This is a genomic window from Achromobacter sp. HZ01 (genome assembly GCF_003267925.1).
GTDB lineage: Bacteria > Pseudomonadota > Gammaproteobacteria > Burkholderiales > Burkholderiaceae_B > Achromobacter > Achromobacter pulmonis_A.
In genome coordinates this window covers 1-20,532 of record NZ_LWKV01000004.1, presented here as the reverse complement: position 1 = coordinate 20,532, position 20,532 = coordinate 1, and the positions used below count along the sequence as shown (strand labels likewise).

At 66.0% G+C, this 20,532-nt stretch carries 21 protein-coding genes and 1 other RNA gene; 15 read left to right on the top strand and 7 right to left on the bottom strand.

Features of this window, described 5'->3' with window-relative positions; all coding sequences use genetic code 11:
- The first annotated feature begins 45 nt into the window (after positions 1 to 45).
- The 6 genes from A6B37_RS19635 (at position 46) to A6B37_RS19610 (ending at position 6,040) form a co-directional block, all read left to right on the top strand.
- Complete coding sequence (locus tag A6B37_RS19635; RefSeq protein WP_102775861.1) at positions 46 to 618, top strand: RNA pyrophosphohydrolase; 573 nt, start codon at positions 46 to 48, stop codon at positions 616 to 618.
- Entirely contained in the window at positions 599 to 1,279 is a 681-nt protein-coding gene (locus A6B37_RS19630; RefSeq protein ID WP_062681263.1) for a response regulator, read from the top strand. Before A6B37_RS19635 ends, A6B37_RS19630 begins: the two co-directional genes overlap by 20 nt.
- A complete protein-coding gene (locus tag A6B37_RS19625; protein WP_111826709.1) occupies positions 1,280 to 2,797 on the top strand; it encodes a sensor histidine kinase in 1,518 nt (505 codons plus the stop codon). It abuts the gene before it with no gap.
- A gap of 244 nt (positions 2,798 to 3,041) precedes the next feature.
- Positions 3,042 to 3,470, top strand: coding sequence for a tripartite tricarboxylate transporter TctB family protein (locus tag A6B37_RS19620; protein ID WP_111826963.1), 429 nt, complete (start codon positions 3,042 to 3,044; stop codon positions 3,468 to 3,470).
- Between the two features lie 6 nt (positions 3,471 to 3,476).
- Positions 3,477 to 5,006: a tripartite tricarboxylate transporter permease gene (locus A6B37_RS19615; RefSeq protein WP_102775863.1), complete on the top strand. Its 1,530-nt coding sequence runs from the start codon at positions 3,477 to 3,479 to the stop codon at positions 5,004 to 5,006.
- A gap of 104 nt (positions 5,007 to 5,110) precedes the next feature.
- Positions 5,111 to 6,040: a glyoxylate/hydroxypyruvate reductase A gene (locus tag A6B37_RS19610; RefSeq protein ID WP_102775864.1), complete on the top strand. Its 930-nt coding sequence runs from the start codon at positions 5,111 to 5,113 to the stop codon at positions 6,038 to 6,040.
- On the opposite strand, the gene A6B37_RS19605 is transcribed toward A6B37_RS19610, so the two are convergent.
- Complete coding sequence (locus A6B37_RS19605; protein WP_102775865.1) at positions 6,034 to 6,969, bottom strand: LysR family transcriptional regulator; 936 nt, start codon at positions 6,967 to 6,969, stop codon at positions 6,034 to 6,036. The genes A6B37_RS19610 and A6B37_RS19605 overlap by 7 nt on opposite strands.
- Before the next feature lie 139 nt (positions 6,970 to 7,108).
- Between A6B37_RS19605 and A6B37_RS19600 the strand changes: the two genes are divergently transcribed.
- A complete protein-coding gene (locus A6B37_RS19600; protein WP_102775866.1) occupies positions 7,109 to 7,738 on the top strand; it encodes an NAD(P)H-dependent oxidoreductase in 630 nt (209 codons plus the stop codon).
- Positions 7,739 to 7,801: 63 nt separating this feature from the next.
- Here A6B37_RS19600 and A6B37_RS19595 read toward each other — a convergent pair whose 3' ends face one another.
- From A6B37_RS19595 to A6B37_RS19580, 4 genes are all read right to left on the bottom strand, one after another.
- A complete protein-coding gene (locus tag A6B37_RS19595) occupies positions 7,802 to 8,707 on the bottom strand; it encodes an NAD(P)-dependent oxidoreductase (protein WP_102775867.1) in 906 nt (301 codons plus the stop codon).
- Between the two features lie 56 nt (positions 8,708 to 8,763).
- Positions 8,764 to 10,353: a gamma-glutamyltransferase family protein gene (locus tag A6B37_RS19590; protein ID WP_111826708.1), complete on the bottom strand. Its 1,590-nt coding sequence runs from the start codon at positions 10,351 to 10,353 to the stop codon at positions 8,764 to 8,766.
- A 175-nt stretch (positions 10,354 to 10,528) separates the two neighbouring features.
- Positions 10,529 to 12,034: a tripartite tricarboxylate transporter permease gene (locus tag A6B37_RS19585; RefSeq protein WP_102775869.1), complete on the bottom strand. Its 1,506-nt coding sequence runs from the start codon at positions 12,032 to 12,034 to the stop codon at positions 10,529 to 10,531.
- Positions 12,035 to 12,047: 13 nt separating this feature from the next.
- Positions 12,048 to 12,512 (bottom strand): tripartite tricarboxylate transporter TctB family protein, encoded by a 465-nt coding sequence (locus tag A6B37_RS19580; RefSeq protein ID WP_102775870.1) that lies wholly within the window; start codon positions 12,510 to 12,512, stop codon positions 12,048 to 12,050.
- A 486-nt stretch (positions 12,513 to 12,998) separates the two neighbouring features.
- On the opposite strand from A6B37_RS19580, the gene A6B37_RS19575 reads away from it, so the two are divergent.
- From A6B37_RS19575 to A6B37_RS19560, 4 genes are all read left to right on the top strand, one after another.
- Positions 12,999 to 13,445, top strand: coding sequence for a hypothetical protein (locus A6B37_RS19575; RefSeq protein WP_168202269.1), 447 nt, complete (start codon positions 12,999 to 13,001; stop codon positions 13,443 to 13,445).
- Positions 13,445 to 13,756, top strand: a complete 312-nt coding sequence (locus A6B37_RS19570) for a cell division protein ZapA (RefSeq protein ID WP_043542394.1) — start codon at positions 13,445 to 13,447, stop codon at positions 13,754 to 13,756. The genes A6B37_RS19575 and A6B37_RS19570 overlap by 1 nt, the downstream gene beginning before the upstream one ends.
- 46 nt (positions 13,757 to 13,802) lie before the next feature.
- A non-coding RNA gene (gene ssrS / locus A6B37_RS19565) (6S RNA) lies at positions 13,803 to 13,987 on the top strand.
- 81 nt (positions 13,988 to 14,068) lie between these two features.
- A complete protein-coding gene (locus A6B37_RS19560; protein WP_111826707.1) occupies positions 14,069 to 14,821 on the top strand; it encodes an SIMPL domain-containing protein in 753 nt (250 codons plus the stop codon).
- Here the strand turns inward: A6B37_RS19560 and lgt are convergent.
- The gene (lgt, locus tag A6B37_RS19555; RefSeq protein ID WP_102775873.1) at positions 14,796 to 15,584 is read right to left on the bottom strand and encodes a prolipoprotein diacylglyceryl transferase; all 789 of its coding nucleotides are present in this window, start codon (positions 15,582 to 15,584) and stop codon (positions 14,796 to 14,798) included. The genes A6B37_RS19560 and lgt overlap by 26 nt on opposite strands.
- A 129-nt stretch (positions 15,585 to 15,713) precedes the next feature.
- On the opposite strand from lgt, the gene ilvD reads away from it, so the two are divergent.
- Genes ilvD through msrA form a run of 3 tightly spaced genes read left to right on the top strand, consistent with a single transcriptional unit; the run spans position 15,714 to position 18,295 of the window.
- On the top strand, positions 15,714 to 17,399 hold the full coding sequence (gene ilvD / locus A6B37_RS19550) for a dihydroxy-acid dehydratase (protein ID WP_111826706.1): 1,686 nt from the start codon (positions 15,714 to 15,716) through the stop codon (positions 17,397 to 17,399).
- The gene (locus A6B37_RS19545; RefSeq protein WP_102775889.1) at positions 17,383 to 17,718 is read left to right on the top strand and encodes a c-type cytochrome; all 336 of its coding nucleotides are present in this window, start codon (positions 17,383 to 17,385) and stop codon (positions 17,716 to 17,718) included. Before ilvD ends, A6B37_RS19545 begins: the two co-directional genes overlap by 17 nt.
- 22 nt (positions 17,719 to 17,740) lie before the next feature.
- A complete protein-coding gene (msrA, locus tag A6B37_RS19540) occupies positions 17,741 to 18,295 on the top strand; it encodes a peptide-methionine (S)-S-oxide reductase MsrA (RefSeq protein ID WP_111826705.1) in 555 nt (184 codons plus the stop codon).
- Between the two features lie 107 nt (positions 18,296 to 18,402).
- Here the strand turns inward: msrA and hppD are convergent, their stop codons facing one another.
- On the bottom strand, positions 18,403 to 19,515 hold the full coding sequence (gene hppD, locus A6B37_RS19535) for a 4-hydroxyphenylpyruvate dioxygenase (RefSeq protein WP_102775876.1): 1,113 nt from the start codon (positions 19,513 to 19,515) through the stop codon (positions 18,403 to 18,405).
- A gap of 156 nt (positions 19,516 to 19,671) precedes the next feature.
- Here hppD and A6B37_RS19530 point away from each other — a divergent pair, with 156 nt between their 5' ends.
- The gene (locus A6B37_RS19530) at positions 19,672 to 20,148 is read left to right on the top strand and encodes an Lrp/AsnC family transcriptional regulator (RefSeq protein ID WP_111826704.1); all 477 of its coding nucleotides are present in this window, start codon (positions 19,672 to 19,674) and stop codon (positions 20,146 to 20,148) included.
- The last annotated feature ends 384 nt before the right edge of the window (positions 20,149 to 20,532 follow it).

Here is a 20,532-nt window from a genome sequence, read left to right as displayed (position 1 = left end):
ACGTATAATCGTCCGTAATTGTATTGAATTCGGTGGGGGTGGCCCATGCTTGACCGCGAAGGCTACCGCCCCAATGTCGGCATCATTCTCGTCAACACCAAAAACGAGGTCTTTTGGGGCAAGCGTATCAGGGAACATGCATGGCAGTTCCCCCAGGGCGGCATCAAGTACGGCGAAAGCCCGGTGCAGGCCATGTATCGCGAGCTCCATGAAGAGGTGGGCCTGAAGCCCGAGCATGTCCGCATTTTGGGGCGTACACGCGATTGGTTACGTTATAACGTGCCCGATCACTTCGTCCGGCGTGAGTGGCGCGGCCACTATAAAGGACAAAAGCAGATTTGGTTCTTGTTGCGCCTGGTCGGCCGTGACAGCGACGTTTGCCTGCGCGCGACGCAGCATCCGGAATTCGACGCCTGGCGCTGGAGCCAGTACTGGGTTCCGCTGGATGCCGTGATCGAGTTCAAGCGCGACGTCTATACCCAGGCGTTGAACGAGTTGTCGGCGATCCTCTTTCGGCGTCACCACGAAACCCGCTACTTGCGCCAGCGGGTGCACGGACAACGTGCGGCTGAGAATTTGCCCGAAGGAACGGACGGTCATGCGCATATTGTTGGTTGAAGACGAACGGGACATGGCGTCCTGGTTGATGCGCGCGCTCGCCCAGAGCGGGTTCGTGCCCGACCACGCGGCCGATGCCCGGACGGCCGAAGCCTTCATGGCCGGCACGGAGTACGACGCCATCGTCATGGACCTGCGCCTGCCCGACAAGCACGGGCTGGTGGTCCTGCGCGAGATGCGCAACCGCGACGACCGCACGCCGGTGCTGCTCTTGACCGCGCAGGGCGCGCTGCAGGACCGCGTGCGCGGCCTGAACCTGGGCGCCGACGATTTCCTGACCAAGCCCTTCGCCCTCGAAGAACTGGAAGCCCGCCTCACCGCCCTGGTGCGCCGCAGCCGCGGCCGCCAGCATCCGCGGCTGCAGTGCGGCTCGCTGTCCTACGACAGCGAAAGCCGCGCCTTCACGCTGGACGGCTCGCTGCTGTTTCTCACCCCGCGCGAACACGCCGCGCTGGCGGCCCTGCTGACCCGCAGCGGCTACCCGGTGGACAAGTCGCAGCTGTTCGGCAAGGTCTTCACCCACGACAGCGAAGCCAACCCCGACGCCATCGAGGTCGTGCTGCACCGGCTGCGCAAGAAGCTGGCTGGCAGCGACGTGCGCATCGTCACGGTCCGCGGGCTGGGGTACATGCTGGAAAGCGTCGCCAGCGAGTCGGCCTAGATGAAGTTGCCGCGCGTCGGCATCCGTGCGCTGCTCATCATCCTGCTGCTGCCGGGCGTGGTGGTGCTGCTGGTCGTCGACAGCCTGAACGACTACCGCACGCTGGCCGAAATCACCAACGAAGCCTACGACAGCGCGCTGGTCGAGCCGGCGCGCGTGCTCGAAAGCAGCCTGGAATTCACGCCCGAGGGCAGGCTGCAGGTGGCCACGCCGCTCTATGCGCAGGTCATGCTGGAATCGCGCGCCGGCCTGCGCAAGTATTTCCGCATCGAAGAAATGGACCCGCCGCTGCCGGACGGCTCGCCGGTGCCGCAGGACCAGGGCAAGACCTTGCTGGGCATGCCCGAAATGCCGCGTCCGCCGAGCTGGCCGCGCTCCAACGGCCAGCCGGTCTTCTACGACAGCGTCTACCGCAACGACCCGGTGCGGGTCGTTGCGGTGGTGCGCGATCTCTACTACAAGGGGCAGCACCGGCAGGTGCTGGTGGTGGTGGCCGAAAGCACCGGCAAGCGCATCGAGGCCGAGAACCGCGCGCGCCGCCAGGAAATCCTGCGCGACACGCGCATGCTGGCCCTGGTGGCGCTGCTGGTGTGGTGGGGCGTGTCGTGGGCCCTGAAGCCGCTGCGCCGGCTGCGCAACGATATCCGCGGGCGCCGGCCCGACGACCTGACGCCGCTGGACGCCTCGCGCGTGCCCAGCGAGGTCAGCCCGCTGGTCGACGCCGTCAACCACCATATCGCGCGCTACCGCCGGGTGCTGGACGAGCAGTCGCACTTCCTGGCCGACGCCTCCCACCAGTTGCGCACGCCGCTGGCCATCATGCTGACGCAGGCGCAGTATGCGCTGCGCGAGCGCGATCCGGCGCGCGCGCAGGAGGGCCTGCGCGCCATCGTCGACCAGCTGGGCCGCACCCGCCGCCTGACCGAACAGCTGCTGTCGCTGGCGCACGCCAACCAGGCCGATCCGCTGCCGCGCCAATTGCTGGACCTCAACGCCGTGTCGCGCGAGGTGGTGCTGCAGTACCTGCCGCTGGCGCACGAGAAACAGCAGGACCTGGGCTGGGTGCCGGCCGGCGCCGAAGAAGGGCAGGAAACCCCCGTGCCGGTCTCGGGCAACGAGGCCGAGCTGCACGAGGCCCTGTCCAACCTGGTCCATAACGCCATCCATTACACGACCCCCGGCGCGCGCATCACCGTATCGGTCTGCCGCCAGGACGGCCGCGCCGAGGTCGCCGTGTCCGACAACGGCCCCGGGCTGGACCCGGTGCTGCGCCAGCGCGCCTTTGCGCGCTTCGAGCGGGTCGGCACCGACAAGCCGGTCGCCTCCTCGGGCTCGGGCCTGGGGCTGGCGATCGCGCGCGCCTACGCGCGCCGCAACGACGGCGACATCGAACTGCGCGACGGCGAGCCCAACGCGCAGGGCGGCGTCGGCCTGGCTTCCGTGCTGTGGCTGCCGATCGCCTCCACGGTCTCGCAGTATCCGCGCCCGGCCGACGTCGAACTCAAGGGCGAGCAATAGCGCGCCGTCACCGTCGCTTACGCATGCGACACGCCCGCCGCTCAGGGATTACCCCTGGATTCAGCAAGGCGACAGCGCACAGAAAGCGAATCCGCAGCTTCCTTCCGTAATCTGCCCTCCGGCCTGTCGCAAGCGGCCGCGGCGTCCGTTCCGGGCGGCGCATTCAGGGCTGCAAAGGCCTGTGAGGAAGGAGGAAGACGTGCAAAAAACCATCAACAGAAAGGACTATTACGGCGGCGCGCTGATGGTCCTCATCGGCCTGGGCGCCATATACGGCGGCACCGACTATCACGTCGGCACGCTCAGCCACATGGGCCCCGGATTCTTTCCGGCGGCGCTGGGCGGACTGCTGGCGCTGACCGGCGTGCTGATCGCGCTGTCGGCGCGTTCCGGCGAAGGCGGCGGCGCCGCGCCGGGCGAGGGCCACGCCCACGGCCTGCCGGACCTGCGTGGCGGCGCCTGCATCCTGCTGGGCATCCTGGCATTTCTGCTGCTCGGCCACTACGGCGGCCTGCTGCCGGCGACCTTCGCCATCGTGTTCATATCCGCGCTGGGCGACCGCAAGAACACGGTCAAACAGGCGTTCCTGCTGTCGATCGCCATGGTCGCGATCGCGGTCGTCGTTTTCTGGTGGGCGCTGCAACTGCAGATGCCGCTGTTTCGCTGGGGTTGACGCGCCATGATCTCCCAATCCTTGATGGACCTCTGGTACGGCTTCGGCGTCGCGTTCCAGTGGCATAACCTGATGTGGTCGTTCTTCGGCGTGCTGGTGGGCAACCTCATCGGCGTGCTGCCCGGCATGGGCGCGCTGTCGGCCATTTCGATCCTGCTGCCGCTGACCTATGTGATGCATCCGGTGCCCGCCATCCTGATGCTGGCCGGGATTTTCTACGGCTCGCAATACGGCGGCGCCATCGGCGCGATCCTGCTCAACCTGCCTTCGCATCCGCCGCATGCGGTGACCTGCCTGGACGGCTATCCGCTGACCAAGCAGGGCAAGGGAGGAACGGCGCTGGGCATCACCATGATCTGCTCGTTCTTCGCCGCCTCCGTAGGCATCATCGTCATGATCTTCGCCTCGCCGCTGCTGGTGGAGGTGGCGTTCAAGTTCGGCCCGACCGAGATCTTCTCGATCATGCTGCTGGGGCTGCTGGCCGGCGCGACCATGTCGCGCGGCTCGCCGCTGAAGGGCGTGGCGATGACCCTGTTCGGCCTGATGTGCGGCGTGGTGGGCACCGACGTCAACACCGGCACCATCCGCTTTTCGTTCGGCCTGCTGGACTTGTCCGACGGCCTGGAGCTGGTGGCGATCTCGATGGGCCTGTTCGGCGTGGCCGACTTCCTCATGAGCGTCAACCGCATGAGCATCATCGGCAGCGGCGCCAAGCTGCGCCTGAAGGACATGCGGCCCAGCCGCCAGGAGCTCAAGACCGCCTTCTGGCCCATGGTCCGCGGCACCACGGTGGGCACGCTGTTCGGCGCCATGCCGGGCACCGGCCCGACGATCACCACCTTCGTGTCCTACGCGCTGGAACGCAAGATCTCCAAGACGCCGGAAAAATTCGGCACCGGCATGATCGCCGGCGTGGCCTCGCCCGAAGCCTCGTCGCACTCCAAGACGCAGGTCGACTTCATCCCGACGATGAGCCTGGGCATTCCGGGCGACGCGGTGATGGCGCTGATCCTGGGCGCGCTGCTGATCCAGGGCATCCAGCCCGGCCCGCAGCTGATCACCGAGCATCCGGACATCTTCTGGGGCCTGATCGCCAGCTTCTGGGTCGGCAACGTGCTGCTGATGGTGCTGAACGTGCCGTTGATCGGCGTGTGGGTGAAACTGCTGCAGGTGCCTTACCGCTACCTGTTCCCGTCCGCGCTGTTCTTCATCGCGGTGGGGGTGTTCAGCACGCAGAACAGCCTCTTTCAGATCTGGGAGGTGCTGGCCTTCGGCGTGATCGGCGCCATCCTGATGACGCTGGAATTCTCGGTCGCGCCCATCCTGCTGGGCTTCGTGCTCGGGCCGATGGTGGAAGAGAATTTCCGCCGCGCGCTGCTGCTGTCGCGCGGAGATCTGGGCGTGTTCATCGAGCGTCCGATCAGCGCCTGGTTCATCGCGGCCAGCGCCTTGCTGATCGCGCTGCAGGTGTGGGCCTTCCTGCGCCGCGGCCGCGGCAAGGGCCGCGGCAAGCCCGAAGTGCCGCAGGCGGCCTGAACGGCGCGATCCCGATCGGCCCGGCGCTTTCGCCGGGCCGTTTGATTTGTCGGGCGGCATCCCTCATGCTTGGGGGTTCCTGAGTTCCGCATACGAAAGCCGCCATGCACATCCTGTTCGCCTGTCCCCACCACGATCCCGACGCCTGGGTGCCCCTGCTGGAGGCCGCCATGCCCGGCTGCCGCATTTCGGTATGGAACCCCGAAGGCCCGCCGTCGGGCGCCGACGTCGCGCTGGTGTGGCGTCCGCCGGCCGAACTGTTCAGGCACGAGACCGGCCTGACCACGCTGTTCAACCTGGGGGCGGGCGTCGACGCCCTGCTGAAGATGCCCGAGATCCCGCCGCACGTGCGCATCGTGCGCCTCGAAGACGCGGGCATGGCGCTGCAGATGGCCGAGTATGCGTTGTACGCGCTGCTGCGCGTCTCGCGCGATTTCGAAGCCTTCGACCGCGCCCAGGCGCGCCAGCACTGGGAGCCGGGCGAAGGCAGCCGGCCGGCCGACTGGCCGGTGGGCGTACTGGGGCTGGGCCAGGTGGGCCTGCGCGTGGCGCAGACGCTGGCCGGCTTCGGCTATCCGGTGGCGGGCTGGTCGCGTTCGCCGCGCGACATCCCGGGCGTCGAATCCTATGCGGGCATGGACGCGCTGCCGGCGTTCCTGGCGCGCACGCGCTTCCTGGTTAACGTCCTGCCGCTCACGCCGGATACGGCCGGCATCCTCAATCGGGACACGCTGTCGCGGCTGCTGCCCGGCGCCCATCTGGTCAACGTCGGCCGCGGCGAGCACCTGGTCGAGGACGACCTGGTGCAGATGCTGGAAGAGGGCGAGATCGCCGGCGCCACGCTGGACGTGTTCCACACCGAGCCGCTGCCGCGCGACCATCCCTTCTGGCGCGATGCGCGCGTGCACGTCACGCCGCATATCGCGGCGCGCACGCTGCGCGACGAAAGCATCGCCCAGATCGCGGCCAAGGTCGCGCAGCTGCAGCGCGGCGAGGCCATCAGCGGCGTGGTGGAGCGCGAGCGGGGCTACTGAGCCGCCGCGGTCGGCGCCTTTTCCAGCCGCTGGTACATGGAAGGCAGGCGCTCGGACAGGAAATCGAGCAGCGCGCGCACCGCGGGCATCATGCCGCGGCGCGACGGGTAGATACAGTGCACGATACCTTCGGGCGACTGCCATTGCGGCAGCACCTGCACCAGCTGGCCGCGGCGCAGCTCTTCATGCGTGGCGATCGACGGCAGCAGCGCGATGCCGCGGCCGCGCACCGCCGCCTCGGTCAGCACGATGAAGTCGTTGCAGGACAACTGCGGCTTGAGCTCGATGCTCACCTCTTCGCCCTTGTCGTTGCGCAGCGGCCAGCGCACCTCGTGCTGCGGGTCGCTGAAGCTCAGCGTCGTGTGGGTGGCCAGGTCCTGCGGGCTGTCGGGCGTGCCATGGCGCTGCAGGTAGCCCGGGCTGGCGACCAGCGTGCCGCGTCCGGTGCCGAAGTGGCGCACCACCAGTTCCGCATCCGTATCCAGCTTGGTGCGCACCCGCAGCGCCAGGTCCACGCCCTCGCGTATCAGGTCCACGCGGCGGTTGGTCACCAGCAGCTGCACCGATATCGCCGGCCAGGCGTCCAGGAATTCCGGCAACAGCGGCGCCAGCACGTCCTGGGCGATGGAAACCGGGCAACTGACGATTACAGGCCCGCTGGGCTCGGACTGCAGCTGGCGCATGGCCTCGTCGGCCGCGCGCGCCGAAGCCGCCATTTCGCGGCAATAGTGCAGATAGCGCTCGCCGGCCGAAGTCAGTCGCAGACGCCGCGTCGTGCGTTGCAGCAGGCGTACGCCCAGGCTTTCCTCCAGGTGGGAGATCCGGCGCGACAGGCGGGATTTGGGGATGTCCAGCGCCCGCGCCGCGGCGCTGAAACCGCCTTGCTCGACGACCTGGGAAAAATAATAGAGATCATTGAGGTCTTGCATGATTGTTCTGCACTTGGAACGAACAGTTCATCATAACCCCATTTATATGTGCAATCAGCCCAGTTACAGTGAGGCCATGCATTCGGCGCCTGCCCGAGCCAAGACCGCGACAGGCCCCCGCCCACTGGAGATATTTGCAATGAAGACCCTGGTTATCCTTTCCTCGATTCTCGGCGATCGTTCCAACAGCAAGCAATTGGCCGATCACCTGATTGCGCGCATCAAGTCCGCCAACCCCGCCGCGGCGGTCAAGATCCGCGACATCGGCGCCCAGCCCCTGCCGTATTTCGACGGCGCCACCGTCGGCGCGCTGTTCACGCCGTCCGACGCCCGCACGGCCGAGCAGCACCGCATCGTCGAACTGGGCGATGCCTTGATCGCCGAACTGATGGAAGCCGACCGCATCGTCTTCGCCGTGCCCGTCTACAACTTCAGCCTGCCCGCGCAGTTCAAGACCTACCTGGATTACGTCGCCCGCGCCGGCGTCACCTTCCGCTATACGTCCGAAGGCGTGCCGGAAGGCCTGGTCAAGGGCAAAGAGGTGCTGGTGCTGACCGCCCGCGGCGGCAAGGCCGAAGGCACGCCCGCCGATACGCTCACGCCTTACCTGCGCCAGATGCTGGGCTTCCTGGGCATGGACGACGTGACCTTCATCGCCGCCGAGGGCATGGCCATGGGCGAAGTCGCGGCGCTGGAAGGCGTGGCGCAGGCCAAACAGCGCATCGACGCGCTGCTGGCCGACGCGGCGCCGGTCGGCATCGCTGCATAAGCCCGGTCGTCGGGCCAAAAAAAGGCGAGCCCCAGGGCTCGCCTTTTTGCTTGACTGCGGCGTTCAGTCGCGCAGGCGCTTGATCAGGCTGGACGTGTCCCAGCGGCCTCCGCCCATCTTCTGGACGTCGCCGTAGAACTGGTCCACCAGGGCCGTCAGCGGCAGGCGGGCGCCGTTGTGGCGCGCCTCCGCCAGCACCAGCCCGAGGTCCTTGCGCATCCAGTCCACCGCGAAGCCGAAATCGAACTTGTCGTCGACCATGGTGCCGCCGCGGTTCTCCATCTGCCAGCTTTGCGCCGCGCCCTTGCTGATCACGTCCAGCACCAGCTTCATGTCCAGGTCGGCGGCCTGGCCGAACGCAATGGCTTCCGACAGCCCCTGCACCACGCCGGCGATGCAGATCTGGTTGACCATCTTGGCCAGCTGGCCGGCGCCCGGAGGGCCCACCAGCGTGACGGCGCGGCCGAAGCACTGCGCCACCGGCTTGATTGCGTCGAACACGGCCGGCTCGCCGCCGCACATGATGGTCAGCACGCCGTTGACCGCGCCCGCCTGTCCGCCGGACACCGGAGCGTCGATGAAGTTCAGGCCCAGCTCCTTGGCCTGCGCGTAGAGTTCGCGCGCCACGTCGGCCGAGGCCGTGGTGTGGTCCACGAACACCGCGCCCGGCGCCATGCCCGCGAACGCGCCGTCCGGCCCCAGCACCACGCTGCGCAAGTCGTCGTCGTTGCCGACGCAGGCGAACACGATCTGCGCGCCGGCGACGGCTTCGCGCGGCGTGGCCGCGCTCTTGCCGCCGAATTCGGCCACCCAGGCCTGGGCCTTGGCCGGCGTGCGGTTGTAGACGGTGACGTCATGGCCCGCGCGGGCCAGATGGCCGGCCATGGGCAGGCCCATCACGCCCAATCCGAGGAAAGTGACTTTCTGGGCTACCGCCGCGTCGTAGCTCTTGGTACCGATCGTTGCCATGCAGGACTCCGCTCTATGAGGGTAAGGTCAGTCTGAGGACAGTAACCTTAACGCAATCAAAAGCCGGCGGCGAGCCCATCGCGCCTGCCGTCGCTGGCGCCGACATAGCCATCGACGGCCGGATCGCCCAGCCGCCAGATGAATTGGCCCGACCCGAAATCCTGCCCCGGGTCTTGCGCGGCCAGCAACGCGTGGCCCCGCGCCAGCAGGCCCTGCGCCACGGACGGCGCCAGGCCCGCTTCCACGTCCAGCGTCTGGCCGTGGCGCCATCTCCAGCGCGGCGCGTCGCAGGCGGCCTGCGGCTGCTGGCCGTAGTCCAGCATGCGCACCAGCGCCTGCACCTGCCCCTGGGGCTGCATGTCGCCGCCCACGACGCCGAAGCTCATCACGGGCGCGCCGTCGCGCATCAGGAAAGCCGGCAGGGCGGCGTGCGCCGGCCGCTTGCCGCCGGCCACCGCGTCCGGATGGCCGGCATCGGCGCTGAACCCGTGGCCGCCGTTCTGCAGGCTGACGCCGGTGCCGGGCACCACCACGCCCGAGCCGAATCCCATGTGGTTCGACTGGGCCAGGCTCACCATCATGCCGTTGCGGTCGACGGCGCTCAGGCAGATCGCGTCCGCATGCGGCGCGTTGCCGCCCGCGCCGCGCCGGGCATGGGCCGGATCGATCAGCCGCGCGCGCTCGGCCAGGTGCCCGGCCTGGAGCAGGTCTTCGGGCGTCATGCCCGGGCGACGCGCCCCGGCGTCGGCCTGGGCCAGCTTCATGGCCTCGATCAGCAGGTGCTGCGTGTCGGGATGGTCGACGGGGCGGGCGGCCACGTCGAAATGCTGCAGCATGCCCAGCGCGAGCAGGGCGGCGATGCCCTGGCCGCCGGGGGCCAGCTGATGCAGCGTATGGCCGCGGTACGTCTGGCCGACGGGGCAGGTCCATTGGGGCGCGTAGTCGCGCAGGTCGGCCAGGGTCAGCACGGCGTCGTGCGCCTGGGCATGCGCGACCAGCTTGTGTGCCGTTTCCCCTTCGTAGAAATCGCGTCCGCCGCTGGCGGCGATGCGCTTGAGCGTGGCCGCGGCCCCCTGCAGCACGAAGTGCTCTCCGACCTGAGGCGGGCGGCCGCGGGGCAGGAAGTGCTCGGCGTATCCCGGCTGCGGCTGCAGTTCGTCGGCCTGGGCCGCCCATTTCCGCTGGACGGCCGCGGAGACGGCGAAGCCGCGTTCGGCGTATTCGATGGCCGGTTCGAGCACGTCGGCGAAGGACATGCGGCCCAGCTTCTCGTGCAGGGCGGCCCAGCCCGCCACGCAGCCCGGCACCGTGACGCTGTCCCAGCCGCGCGCGGGAATCCGCCCCTGGTGCTTGCGCCGGAAATAATCCAGGTTCCAGGCCGCGGGCGCCGCGCCCGATGCATTCAGCCCGTGCAGCCTGGAGCCGTCCCAGACGATCGCGCAGCAATTCGAGCCCAATCCGTTGGCGGCCGGCTCGGTCAGGGCCTGCGTGGCCGCCGCCGCGATGGCGGCGTCGACCGCGTTGCCGCCGCGGGCCAGGATACGCAGGCCGGCCTGAGCCGCCAGCGGCTGCGAGGCCGCGACCATATTGCTGGCGTACACCGGCCGGCGCGTGCCGGGGTAGGGGTTGTTCCAGTCGAAATTCATCTCGAATGCCGCATGGGGTAAACCCGTAGCTTAACGTAGGAGATCGGCGCGGCGGAACAATTTGTATTGCGCAGTATCGATTGGTCGCGTCCTGGGACTGCCGGAAAGGCAAAAAAAATCCCCGGCCGGGGCCGGGGATCTTGGCTGGCGTGCGCCGCAGGGCGGCGCGCCGGGATCAGTCTTCTTCGACGAAGGTCTCTTCGCGCTTCTTGCGGATGGCCGGCAGGGCCACCAGCACCACCAGGAACACGGCCACAGCCAGCAGCGAGGCCGACAGCGGACGCGTCACGAAGGTGCTGAAGTCGCCGCGCGACAGCAGCAGGGCGCGACGGAAGTTCTCTTCCATCATGGGGCCCAGCACCAGGCCCAGCAGCAGCGGGGCGCCTTCGCACTTCAGCTTAGACCACACGTAGCCGATGATGCCGAAGATGGCGGTGGTGAAGATATCGAAGGTGTTGTAGTTCAACGAGTACACACCGATAGTGCAGAACACCAGAATCGCCGGGAACAGGATGCGGTAGGGCACCTTGAGCAGCTTGACCCACAGGCCGATCAGCGGCAGGTTCAGCACCACCAGCATCAGGTTGCCGATCCACATCGAGGCGATCAGGCCCCAGAACAGCTCCGGGTGGCTCGTCATGACTTGCGGGCCGGGCTGGATGTTGTGGATGGTCATCGCGCCGACCATCAGCGCCATCACGGCGTTGCCCGGGATACCCAGGGTCAGCAGCGGGATGAACGAGGTCTGGGCGGCGGCGTTGTTGGCCGATTCCGGACCGGCCAGGCCGGCCGGGTGACCCTTGCCGAAGCGCTCCGGATTCTTGGAGATCTTCTTTTCCAGCGTGTAGGAAGCGAACGACGACAGCACCGCGCCACCGCCCGGCAGGATACCCAGCGCCGAACCCAGGGCCGTGCCGCGCACGACGGCGGGAGCGGCTTCCTTGAATTCCTGCAGGTTCGGGTACAGCGTGCCGATCTTGTCGGTGATGTCGACGCGGTTTTCCTTCTGCTCGAGGTTGGTCATGATTTCGGCGAAGCCGAACACGCCCATGGCCACGATGGCGAAGTCGATGCCGTCCTGCAGTTCGGGGATGCCGAAGTCGTAGCGGGCCACGCCCGAGTTCACGTCGGTGCCCACCATGCCCAGCAGCAGGCCCAGCAGGATCATGCAGATGGCCTTGGGCAGCGAACCCGAAGCCAGCACCACGGCGCCGACCAGGCCCAGGCACATCAGCGAGAAGTACTCGGCGGGGCCGAACTTGAACGCGACTTCAGCCAGCGGGGGCGCGAACGCGGCCAGCAGCAGGGTGGCCACGCAGCCGGCGAAGAACGAACCCAGGGCGGCGATCGCCAGGGCCGCGCCTGCGCGGCCGTTGCGCGCCATCTGGTGCCCGTCCAGCACGGTCACCACCGCGGATGTCTCCCCTGGCAGCGCCACCAGAATGGCCGTCGTGGAGCCGCCGTACTGGGCGCCGTAGTAAATGCCCGCAAGCATGATGAGACCGGCGATCGGCGGCAGCACGTACGTGATCGGCAGCAGCATCGCGATGGTCGGGACCGGGCCGATGCCCGGCAGCACGCCGATCAGCGTGCCCAGAATGCAGCCCAGCAGGGCGTAGGCGAGGTTTTCGGGCGTGAACGCCACGCCGAAACCCAGCATCAGGTGATCCAACAGTTCCATGGCCGATTACTCCTTAATTCATGCCCAGGAAGGACGGCCACAGCGGGAAAATCAGCCCCAGCCCCTTGACGAATGCCAGATACGAGAAGATCACCAGGAAGATGCCGTTGGCGACGGCGACCTTCAGGTTGAACTCGTGGCTGGCCAGGCTGCTGACCACAACCAGGATGAATACCGAAATGTAGATGCCCAGCAGTTTGAGGATGAAGCCGTAGAGCACGACCGATCCGACCACCAGGAAGACGATGCGCCAGTCGAACTTGTCGACGTGCGTTTCATGGGCTTTCTTGGACAGCGAGCCGAGCAGCACGATGGCGCCCAACAATGCCAGAACAATACCTAGCCAGAAAGGAAAATACCCTGGGCCCATCCGTGCGGCAGTACCCATTTGGTAGCTGCTGGCCTGCCAGGCGAATCCCAGTCCGAGGACGATGAACATCACCCCCGACCAGAAGTCCTGTCGATTGCGTAGCTGCATGATTGCTTGGCTCCTGTTTACAGCATGTAGAGAAAAAAAGTTTGTGGCCCGACGGCTTCGCGAAAGGCGGGTGACAGGCACAAAAAAGGCACTTCAGGGTGCCATTTATTCTTTTGAAAGCGACGGCGTGGTTTCTTGGAAGGGCGAATGGTAATGGACGCCTGCCACGCTGCAAACCCTGTAAGTTCGGTGAAAGCCTGGGGTTTTCCCTAAAATTCGGGTACTCCCGAACCTCAGTTGTAACGAGCGGGGAGGTTTGAGGGCTTTTTGAAAGCTAAGTGAAAGTTTATAGAAAGAAATGCGAAAGCCGGATCGGCCAGATGAGGGATTCTTTCCGCGCGCCGGATTCGAGGATTTCTTTTTCCGGCTGGAATCGGGTAAGGTCGCATCCCGAAATTTCAGACGTAATTCCTACTGAATATTGCCGGGTTTCTCACCTTGCGTGAAGAGGCCCCGTCCAACCCAGGATGGTTTACGATAGCGCCCATGCTGCAAGATCTAGACCAACTCGCTGCCCGCATCGGGCAACTGGTGCAACGCACCCGCCAACTCCACGCAGAGCGTGACGCGTTGCGCGCCCGTCTTAACGAATCCGAAGCTGAGCAGCGCGTGCTGAAGCAGCGCGCCGCCGAGCGCGAGGCCGAGATCGTCACGCTGCAAAGCAAGCTTCAGGAACACGACGGCGCCGTCACCGCCATGCTCGAGCAGGCCCAGCAGGCCGAGGCCGCGCTGCGCGAACAACTGGCCCGCGAGACCGCCGAGCGCCAATCGCTCGAATCGCGTTTCTCCGCCAGGGAAACCGAACTGCAGGGCAGCCTGCAGAACCGCGACACCGAACTACAGCGCTTGCGCGTGGCCGCCGCGACGGCCCGCGAGCGCATCGACGCCGTGCTGGCCCGTCTGCCGGGCGCGCCGTCTGGAGAGCAACACTGATGGAACGCGTAGATGTAACGATACTGGGGCGCGACTATTCCCTGGCGTGCTCGGCCGAAGAAAAGCCGACGCTGGTCGCCGCCGTGCGCCACGTCGACCAGCTCATGCTGCGCATTCAAGGCACTGGCAAGGTCTCCAGCAACGAGCGCATCGCCGTGATGGCCGCGCTGCAGATCGCGGGCGAACTGCTTGCGATGAAAGCGCCCGATGGTCCCCTGGGCGGTTTGGCGGTCGGCGACTTCAAGCGTAGAATCGAGGACATGAATGCAGTGCTCGATGACGCCTTGTCGGGTCAGGAAAAGCTGCTCTAGCATTCGCCAGCTGCAGCCATCAACGCTGCAGTCCAGATTTTTCAGTTTGTCCCTGCCGTGTTCGTGACTAGGCCATACATTCTCTGAACCTATGTCTTATGGCATATTGGTTGCGGGAGTGCAGAGCTGGAGTGATCGTCTCTCGCAGACGAACCCGATGCTCTACGGAACGCGACCACCTTGAACCTCAGGGTTCGAGATGCCGGCCTTGACGGCACAGGCGGGGCATCTATCCCAGCGGGCCTGCCATCGGCGCAGGTCCGCGCCGGGCGCCCCACCCCTTTCCATCGTCCTCTCTCCTAGGACTCGTCCATGTTCAAACACCCTGTTTTTTCGCTGACCAAATTGGGTGCGGCGAGCGCAGCCGTGGCTGCGCTCGCCGCCGTGCAACCGGCTCATGCGCAGGCCCAGGCGCCCGCCGCCACGGAAGCGCCCGCCAGCCGAGCGCCCGAGCTGTCCTTGCAGGCCACGGCATCTTCCGAGGTCAAGCAGGACACCGTGCGCATCACCCTGTCGGCCGAAGTCGACGCGCCGGACCAGCCGGCCGCCGGCAAGAAGCTGAGCGCCGCGCTGGACGACGTGGTCAAGCGCGCGCGTGACGTCAAGGGCGTGGAAGTGCGCACCGGCAGCTACAACGTCTGGCCCAACACCAATAACAAGGGCAAGATCGCATCCTGGCGCGGCCACGGCGAAGTCGTGCTCGAATCCAAGGATTTCGCGGCCGCCGCCGCGCTGGCTTCCAAGCTGTCCGACAAGACCGCCATCTCCAATATCGGCTTCCTGCTGTCGCGCGAGGCGCGCGAAGCCGAAGAGCGCAAGCTGCTCAAGGAAGCCGCGCAGGCCTTCAAGGAGCGCGCGCTGGCGGCGTCCAATGCTTTCGGATTTTCCGGCTACCGCCTCAGCAAGCTCGAGCTGGGCGGCTCCGGCGGGCCGATGCCCATGCCCCGCATGATGGGGGCGGCCATGGCCAAGGATGCTTCGGCCGGCTACAGCCCGGACGTCCCGCTGGAAGCGGGAGACGTCACGGTCAGCATCGCCGTCAACGGGACGATCGTTTTGCAGTAAGGCTGAACATGATGGCGCCCAGGGCGACCATCGGCACGGACAGCCACTGTCCCATGCTCAGCCCGCCCGCGAGCAGGCCCAGGAAATTATCCGGCTCGCGGGTGAACTCCACCAGGAAGCGGAACGTTCCGTAGCCCATCAGGAACAGCGCGCTCACCTGGCCCAGCGGCCGCGGCTTGCTCGAAAACCACCACAGCAGCACGAACAGCACGATGCCTTCCAGGCCCAGCTCATAGAGCTGCGACGGATGGCGCGCCAGGCCGTCGCCGCTGCCCGGAAACACCATGGCCCAGGGCACGTCGGTGGGCCGGCCCCACAGTTCGCCGTTGATGAAATTGCCCAGGCGGCCGAACCCCAGCCCCAGCGGAATCAGCGGCGCGATGAAGTCGCTGATCGCGAAAAACGGCAGCTTCTTCTTGCGCGCGAAGAGCAGCATCACCAGGATCACGCCGATCAGGCCGCCGTGAAACGACATGCCGCCCTGCCACAGGTACAGCACTTCGAGCGGGTTGGACAGGTAGTAAGAGGGCTTGTAGAACAGCACATAGCCCAGCCGCCCGCCCAGCACCACGCCCAGCACGCTATAGAAAATCAGGTCTTCCAGATCGCGCACGTTCAGCGTGGTGGTGTGGCCGCTGGTGATGCGCCGGCGGCCCAGCAGGTACACCAATGCGAAGCCCAGCAGGTACATCAGCCCGTACCAGTGGATGGCCAGCGGTCCGATCTGCAGGGCCACGGGGTCGAATTTCGGATATTGCAGCATGTTCTGCCCGACACAATGAAGTTGAATGATAATAACCGGCGAGCCCTGAAGATTCGCGAGCCAGCGAGCCAGCTTCCCCGGGGCGCGGCCACCTGCTCCGCGCCCGGCGGCCGACAGGAGACACAGACCATGCCGCATAACGAACGTTCCCGCCACATCACCGAAGGCGTCGCGCGCGCGCCCAATCGCGCCATGTACTACGCGCTCGGTTATCAGGAATCGGATTTCGCCAATCCCATGATCGGCGTGGCCAACGGCCATTCCACCATCACGCCGTGCAATAGCGGCCTGCAGCGCCTGGCCGACGCCGCCATCAACGCCATCCGGGCCTCCAGCGCCAATCCCCAGGTGTTCGGCACGCCCACCATCTCCGACGGCATGTCCATGGGCACCGAGGGCATGAAGTACTCGCTGGTTTCGCGCGAAGTCATCGCCGACTGCATCGAGACGGCGGCGCAGGGGCAGTGGATGGACGGCGTGGTCGTGATCGGCGGCTGCGACAAGAACATGCCGGGCGGCATGATCGCGCTGGCGCGCACCAACGTGCCCGGCATCTACGTCTATGGCGGCACCATCAAGCCGGGCCATTACAAGGGCAACGACCTCACCATCGTGTCCGTCTTCGAGGCCGTGGGCGAATACACCATGGGCCGCATGCCCGAAGCCGACTTCAAGCAGATCGAGAAATGCGCCATCCCCGGCTCCGGCTCCTGTGGCGGCATGTACACCGCCAACACCATGAGCTCGGCCTTCGAAGCCATGGGCATGAGCCTGCCGTACTCCAGCACCATGGCCAACGAGGACGAGGAAAAAGTCGCCTCGGCCGCGGAATCGGCGCGCGTGCTGGTCGAGGCCGTCAGGCGCGGGCTGCGTCCGCGCGACATCATCACGCGCGAGTCCATCGAGAACGCCGTGTCCGTCATCATGGCCACCGGCGGCTCCACCAATGCCGTGCTGCACTTCCTCGCGATCGCCCACGCCGCCGAAGTGCCGTGGACCATCGACGACTTCGAGCGCATCCGCAAGCGCGTCCCGGTGCTGTGCGATCTCAAGCCTTCGGGCAAGTACGTCGCGACCGACCTGCATCGCGCCGGCGGCATCCCGCAGGTCATGAAGCTGCTGCTCAACGCCGGCCTGCTGCATGGCGATTGCATCACCATCACCGGCAAGACCGTGGCCGAGACCCTGGCCGACGTGCCCGACGCGCCGCGCGCCGACCAGGACGTCATCATGCCGCTGGACCGCGCGCTCTATCCGCAGGGACACCTGGCCATCCTCAAGGGCAACCTGTCGCCCGAGGGCTGCGTGGCCAAGATCACCGGCCTCAAGAACCCGGCCATCACCGGGCCGGCGCGCGTCTTCGATTCCGAGGACGAGGCCATGGCGGCCATCATGGCGCGCCAGATCCGCGACGGCGACATCGTGGTCATCCGCTACGAAGGTCCCAAGGGCGGCCCGGGCATGCGCGAAATGCTGGCGCCCACCTCGGCGCTGGTCGGCCAGGGCCTGGGCGAAACCGTGGGCCTCATCACCGACGGGCGCTTTTCCGGCGGCACCTGGGGCATGGTCGTGGGGCACGTCGCGCCCGAGGCCTTCGTCGGCGGTCCGATCGCGCTGATCCGCGAGGGCGATTCGGTTACCATCGATGCCCACAAGCTGCTGCTGCAGCTCAATATCAGCGACGAAGAAATGGCGGCTCGTCGCCAGGCCTGGGTCCAGCCCAAGCCGCGTTATACACGCGGTGTGCTTGCCAAGTTCGGCAAGCTCGCCAGCACCGCGAGCCGTGGGGCCGTAACCGATGCATTTGAAGAGTAATCTGTTGTTGGCCGTCGCCTGCGCGTTGGGCGCGGGCGCGGCGCAGGCCCAGACTACCGGTCTGGACCTGGCCAAGAGCAAGGCCTGCATGGCCTGTCACCAGGTCGAGGCCAAGCGGGTCGGCCCGCCTCTGAAGAGCGTGGCCGAACGTTATGCGGGGCAGGGCGACGCCATGGTGGACTACCTGGCGGGCAAGATCCGCGGCGGCGGCCGCGGCGCCTGGGGCGCCGTGCCCATGCCCGCCCAGACCCAGGTCAGCCAGGAAGACGCCCGCCTGCTTGCGCAATGGATACTGTCGCTGGCGCCGGCCAAGCCGTAAGTCTCAAGGAAAAGGAATCGTCATGGCAGAACAACCCTCTCCCGGCAACGAGGTCGCCGTCCTCGGTGGCGGCTGCTTCTGGTGCGTCGAAGCGGTGTTTACCGACCTGCGCGGCGTCAAGAGCGTGCTGCCCGGCTACAGCGGCGGCCACGTGGATCATCCCAGCTACGAGCAGGTATGCGGCAAGACCACCGGCCACATCGAGGTCGCGCGCATCGAGTTCGATCCGGCCGAGCTGTCCTACAGCGACCTGCTGCGCGTGTTCTTCGCGACCCACGATCCGACCACCCCGGGCCGCCAGGGCAACGACGTCGGCCCGCAATACGAATCCGCCATCTTCTGGCAGGACGAGGCACAGCGCGAGCAGGCCGAGGCCGTCATCGCCGAGGTCGAAGCGCAGAAGGTCTACGACGCGCCCATCGTCACGCGCCTGCTGGCGCCGGCCACTTTCTGGCCGGCCGAAGACTACCATCGCGACTATTTCGCCCTGCATCCCGAACAAGGCTATTGCCAGTTCGTGATCGCGCCCAAGGTCGCCAAGTTTCGCAAGCAGTTCCAGGGCCGGCTGAAAAAATAAGTCGGCCACGCAAAAAAACCTCACCGCGATGGTGAGGTCTGAAGGCCGGCGAGGGCGCTTGCGCGCCACGCCGAGCCGGGGAAGGACGGTATTGGCGGCGTCGGCGTTCAGTCCACCGACTTGACCACGCCGCGGCGCATCTGGTCGAGCTCGATCGATTCGAACAAGGCCTTGAAGTTGCCTTCGCCGAAACCGTCGTTGCCCTTGCGCTGGATGATCTCGAAGAAGATCGGGCCGATCTGGTTCTCGGTGAAGATCTGCAGCAGCAGGCCGCCGCCGGGGGCGCCGTCGAGCAGGATGCGGTTCTTCTGCAGGCGCGCCACGTCCTCGCCGTGGTTGGGCAGGCGGCGGTCGAGCAGCTCGTAATAGGTATCCGGCGTGTCCAGGAACACCACGCCATTGGCGCGCAGCGCCTCGATGGTGCCGTAGATGTCTTCCGTGGCCATGGCGATGTGCTGGATGCCTTCGCCGCGGTACAGGTCCAGGTACTCCTGGATCTGGCCCTTCTCGTCGGTGCCTTCCTCGTTGATCGGAATGCGGATATTGCCGCAGGGCGAGGTCATGGCCTTGGACTTCACGCCCGTCACCTTGCCCTCGATGTCGAAATAACGCACTTCGCGGAAATTGAAGAGGCGCTCGTAGAACTCCGCCCACTCGGCCATGCGGCCCTTGTGCACGTTGTGCGTCAGGTGATCCACCAGCGTCAGGCCGGCGCCGCGATGGTTCAGGTCCGCCTGCGCGTTGGCCGGGTCCACCGGCACGAAGTCCACGTCATAGATGCTGATGTCGCCGATGCCGCCGTGGCCTTCCTTGCCGTTCCAGCGGTCCACCAGGTAGATCAGCGAATCGCCGATGCCCTTGATGGCGGGAATGTTCAGTTCCATCGGGCCGCTGTGCGAATCGAAGCCCCAGGCGCCCAGCTCCAGCGCCCGCTTGTAGGCCGCGTTGGCGTCCTGCACGCGAAAGCCGATTGCACAGATCGAGGGGCCGTGCAGGCGGGCGAAACGCTGGGCGAACGAATCCGGCTCGGCATTGATCAGGAAGTTCACGCCGCCCTGGCGGTACAGCGTCACGTCCTTGTGGCGGTGGCGGGCGATGGCCTTGAAGCCCAGCAGCTCGAACACCTTGCGCAGCGCGACGGGGTCCGGCGCCGCATATTCAATGAATTCGAACCCGGCGGTGCCCATCGGGTTGTCCCAGGGTTGGAAAGCGCTGCTCATAAGTCTGCTCCCTTGCATCGTTTTAAGGATGACCTGTTGATTCAAGTCTAGAGGGAGATTGTAGGAAGGAACGGCAGGCAGACAATTGCAAATATGGCTCAAAAGCCAGTACTCTGAGCAATAATATTGCCGTGATTGGAAAGTTGGGGGCTAAAAATGTCTGGCATTGAGCTCGATAGGACAGATCTAAGGATTTTGGCGGAGTTGCAGCGCGACGGACGCCTGAGCAACCAGGAACTGGCCGACCGCGTTTCGCTATCGCCCAGCCCTTGCCTGCGCCGGGTCCGCAGGCTCGAGGAGCAGGGCTTCATCAAGAAGTACGTGGCGCTGATCGACGCCGAAAAAGTCGGCTTGGGCTTGCTGGCCTACGTGAACATCCGCCTGAACAAGCACAGCGGCTCCAGCCACGCGCCCATGAGCGACTTCGCGCGCGACGTGCAGCTGTGGCCGGAAGTCGTCGAGTGCTACGCCATGTCCGGGGACATGGACTATCTGTTGCGCATCCAGGTGGCGGACCTGGCGCACTTCTCGCGCTTCGCCATGGATACCCTCATGCGCCATCCGGCGGTGGTGGACATGCGTTCCTTCTTCGCGCTCCAGCAGATCAAGGAAACGACGGAGCTGCGCATCTAGCGCCCGGGCTTTGCTTTTCGTCCCCCTCTATATAGAGGGGAAGGGCTGGCGGACCGAGTGCGTCCCCTAAAAAATTCATTTTTCTGAAAAAAGAGTGTCATGCTGGCGACACACGTTTAAATTCTGTGCTATAGTCTCGCTCCTTCGCAGTTCAAACAGTTTTTCGGGCAGCGAAGCAAGCAGTAAAGCCGGTCCGGCAGGGCGATAGCCCCAAAGGACCGCCGCGAGACGATCAGGTAAGCGTTTAGCGGTTTTGCAAGATAGGATGCAAATTAGGCAGAAGCCAGTTGCAAAATCTGCAAAAGCTGTGTTATAGTTTCAGGCTTGGCAGTTGCCGAAAACTTAGGGTTAACCCTGATGTTTCGATAGCTGGTAAGTAATACA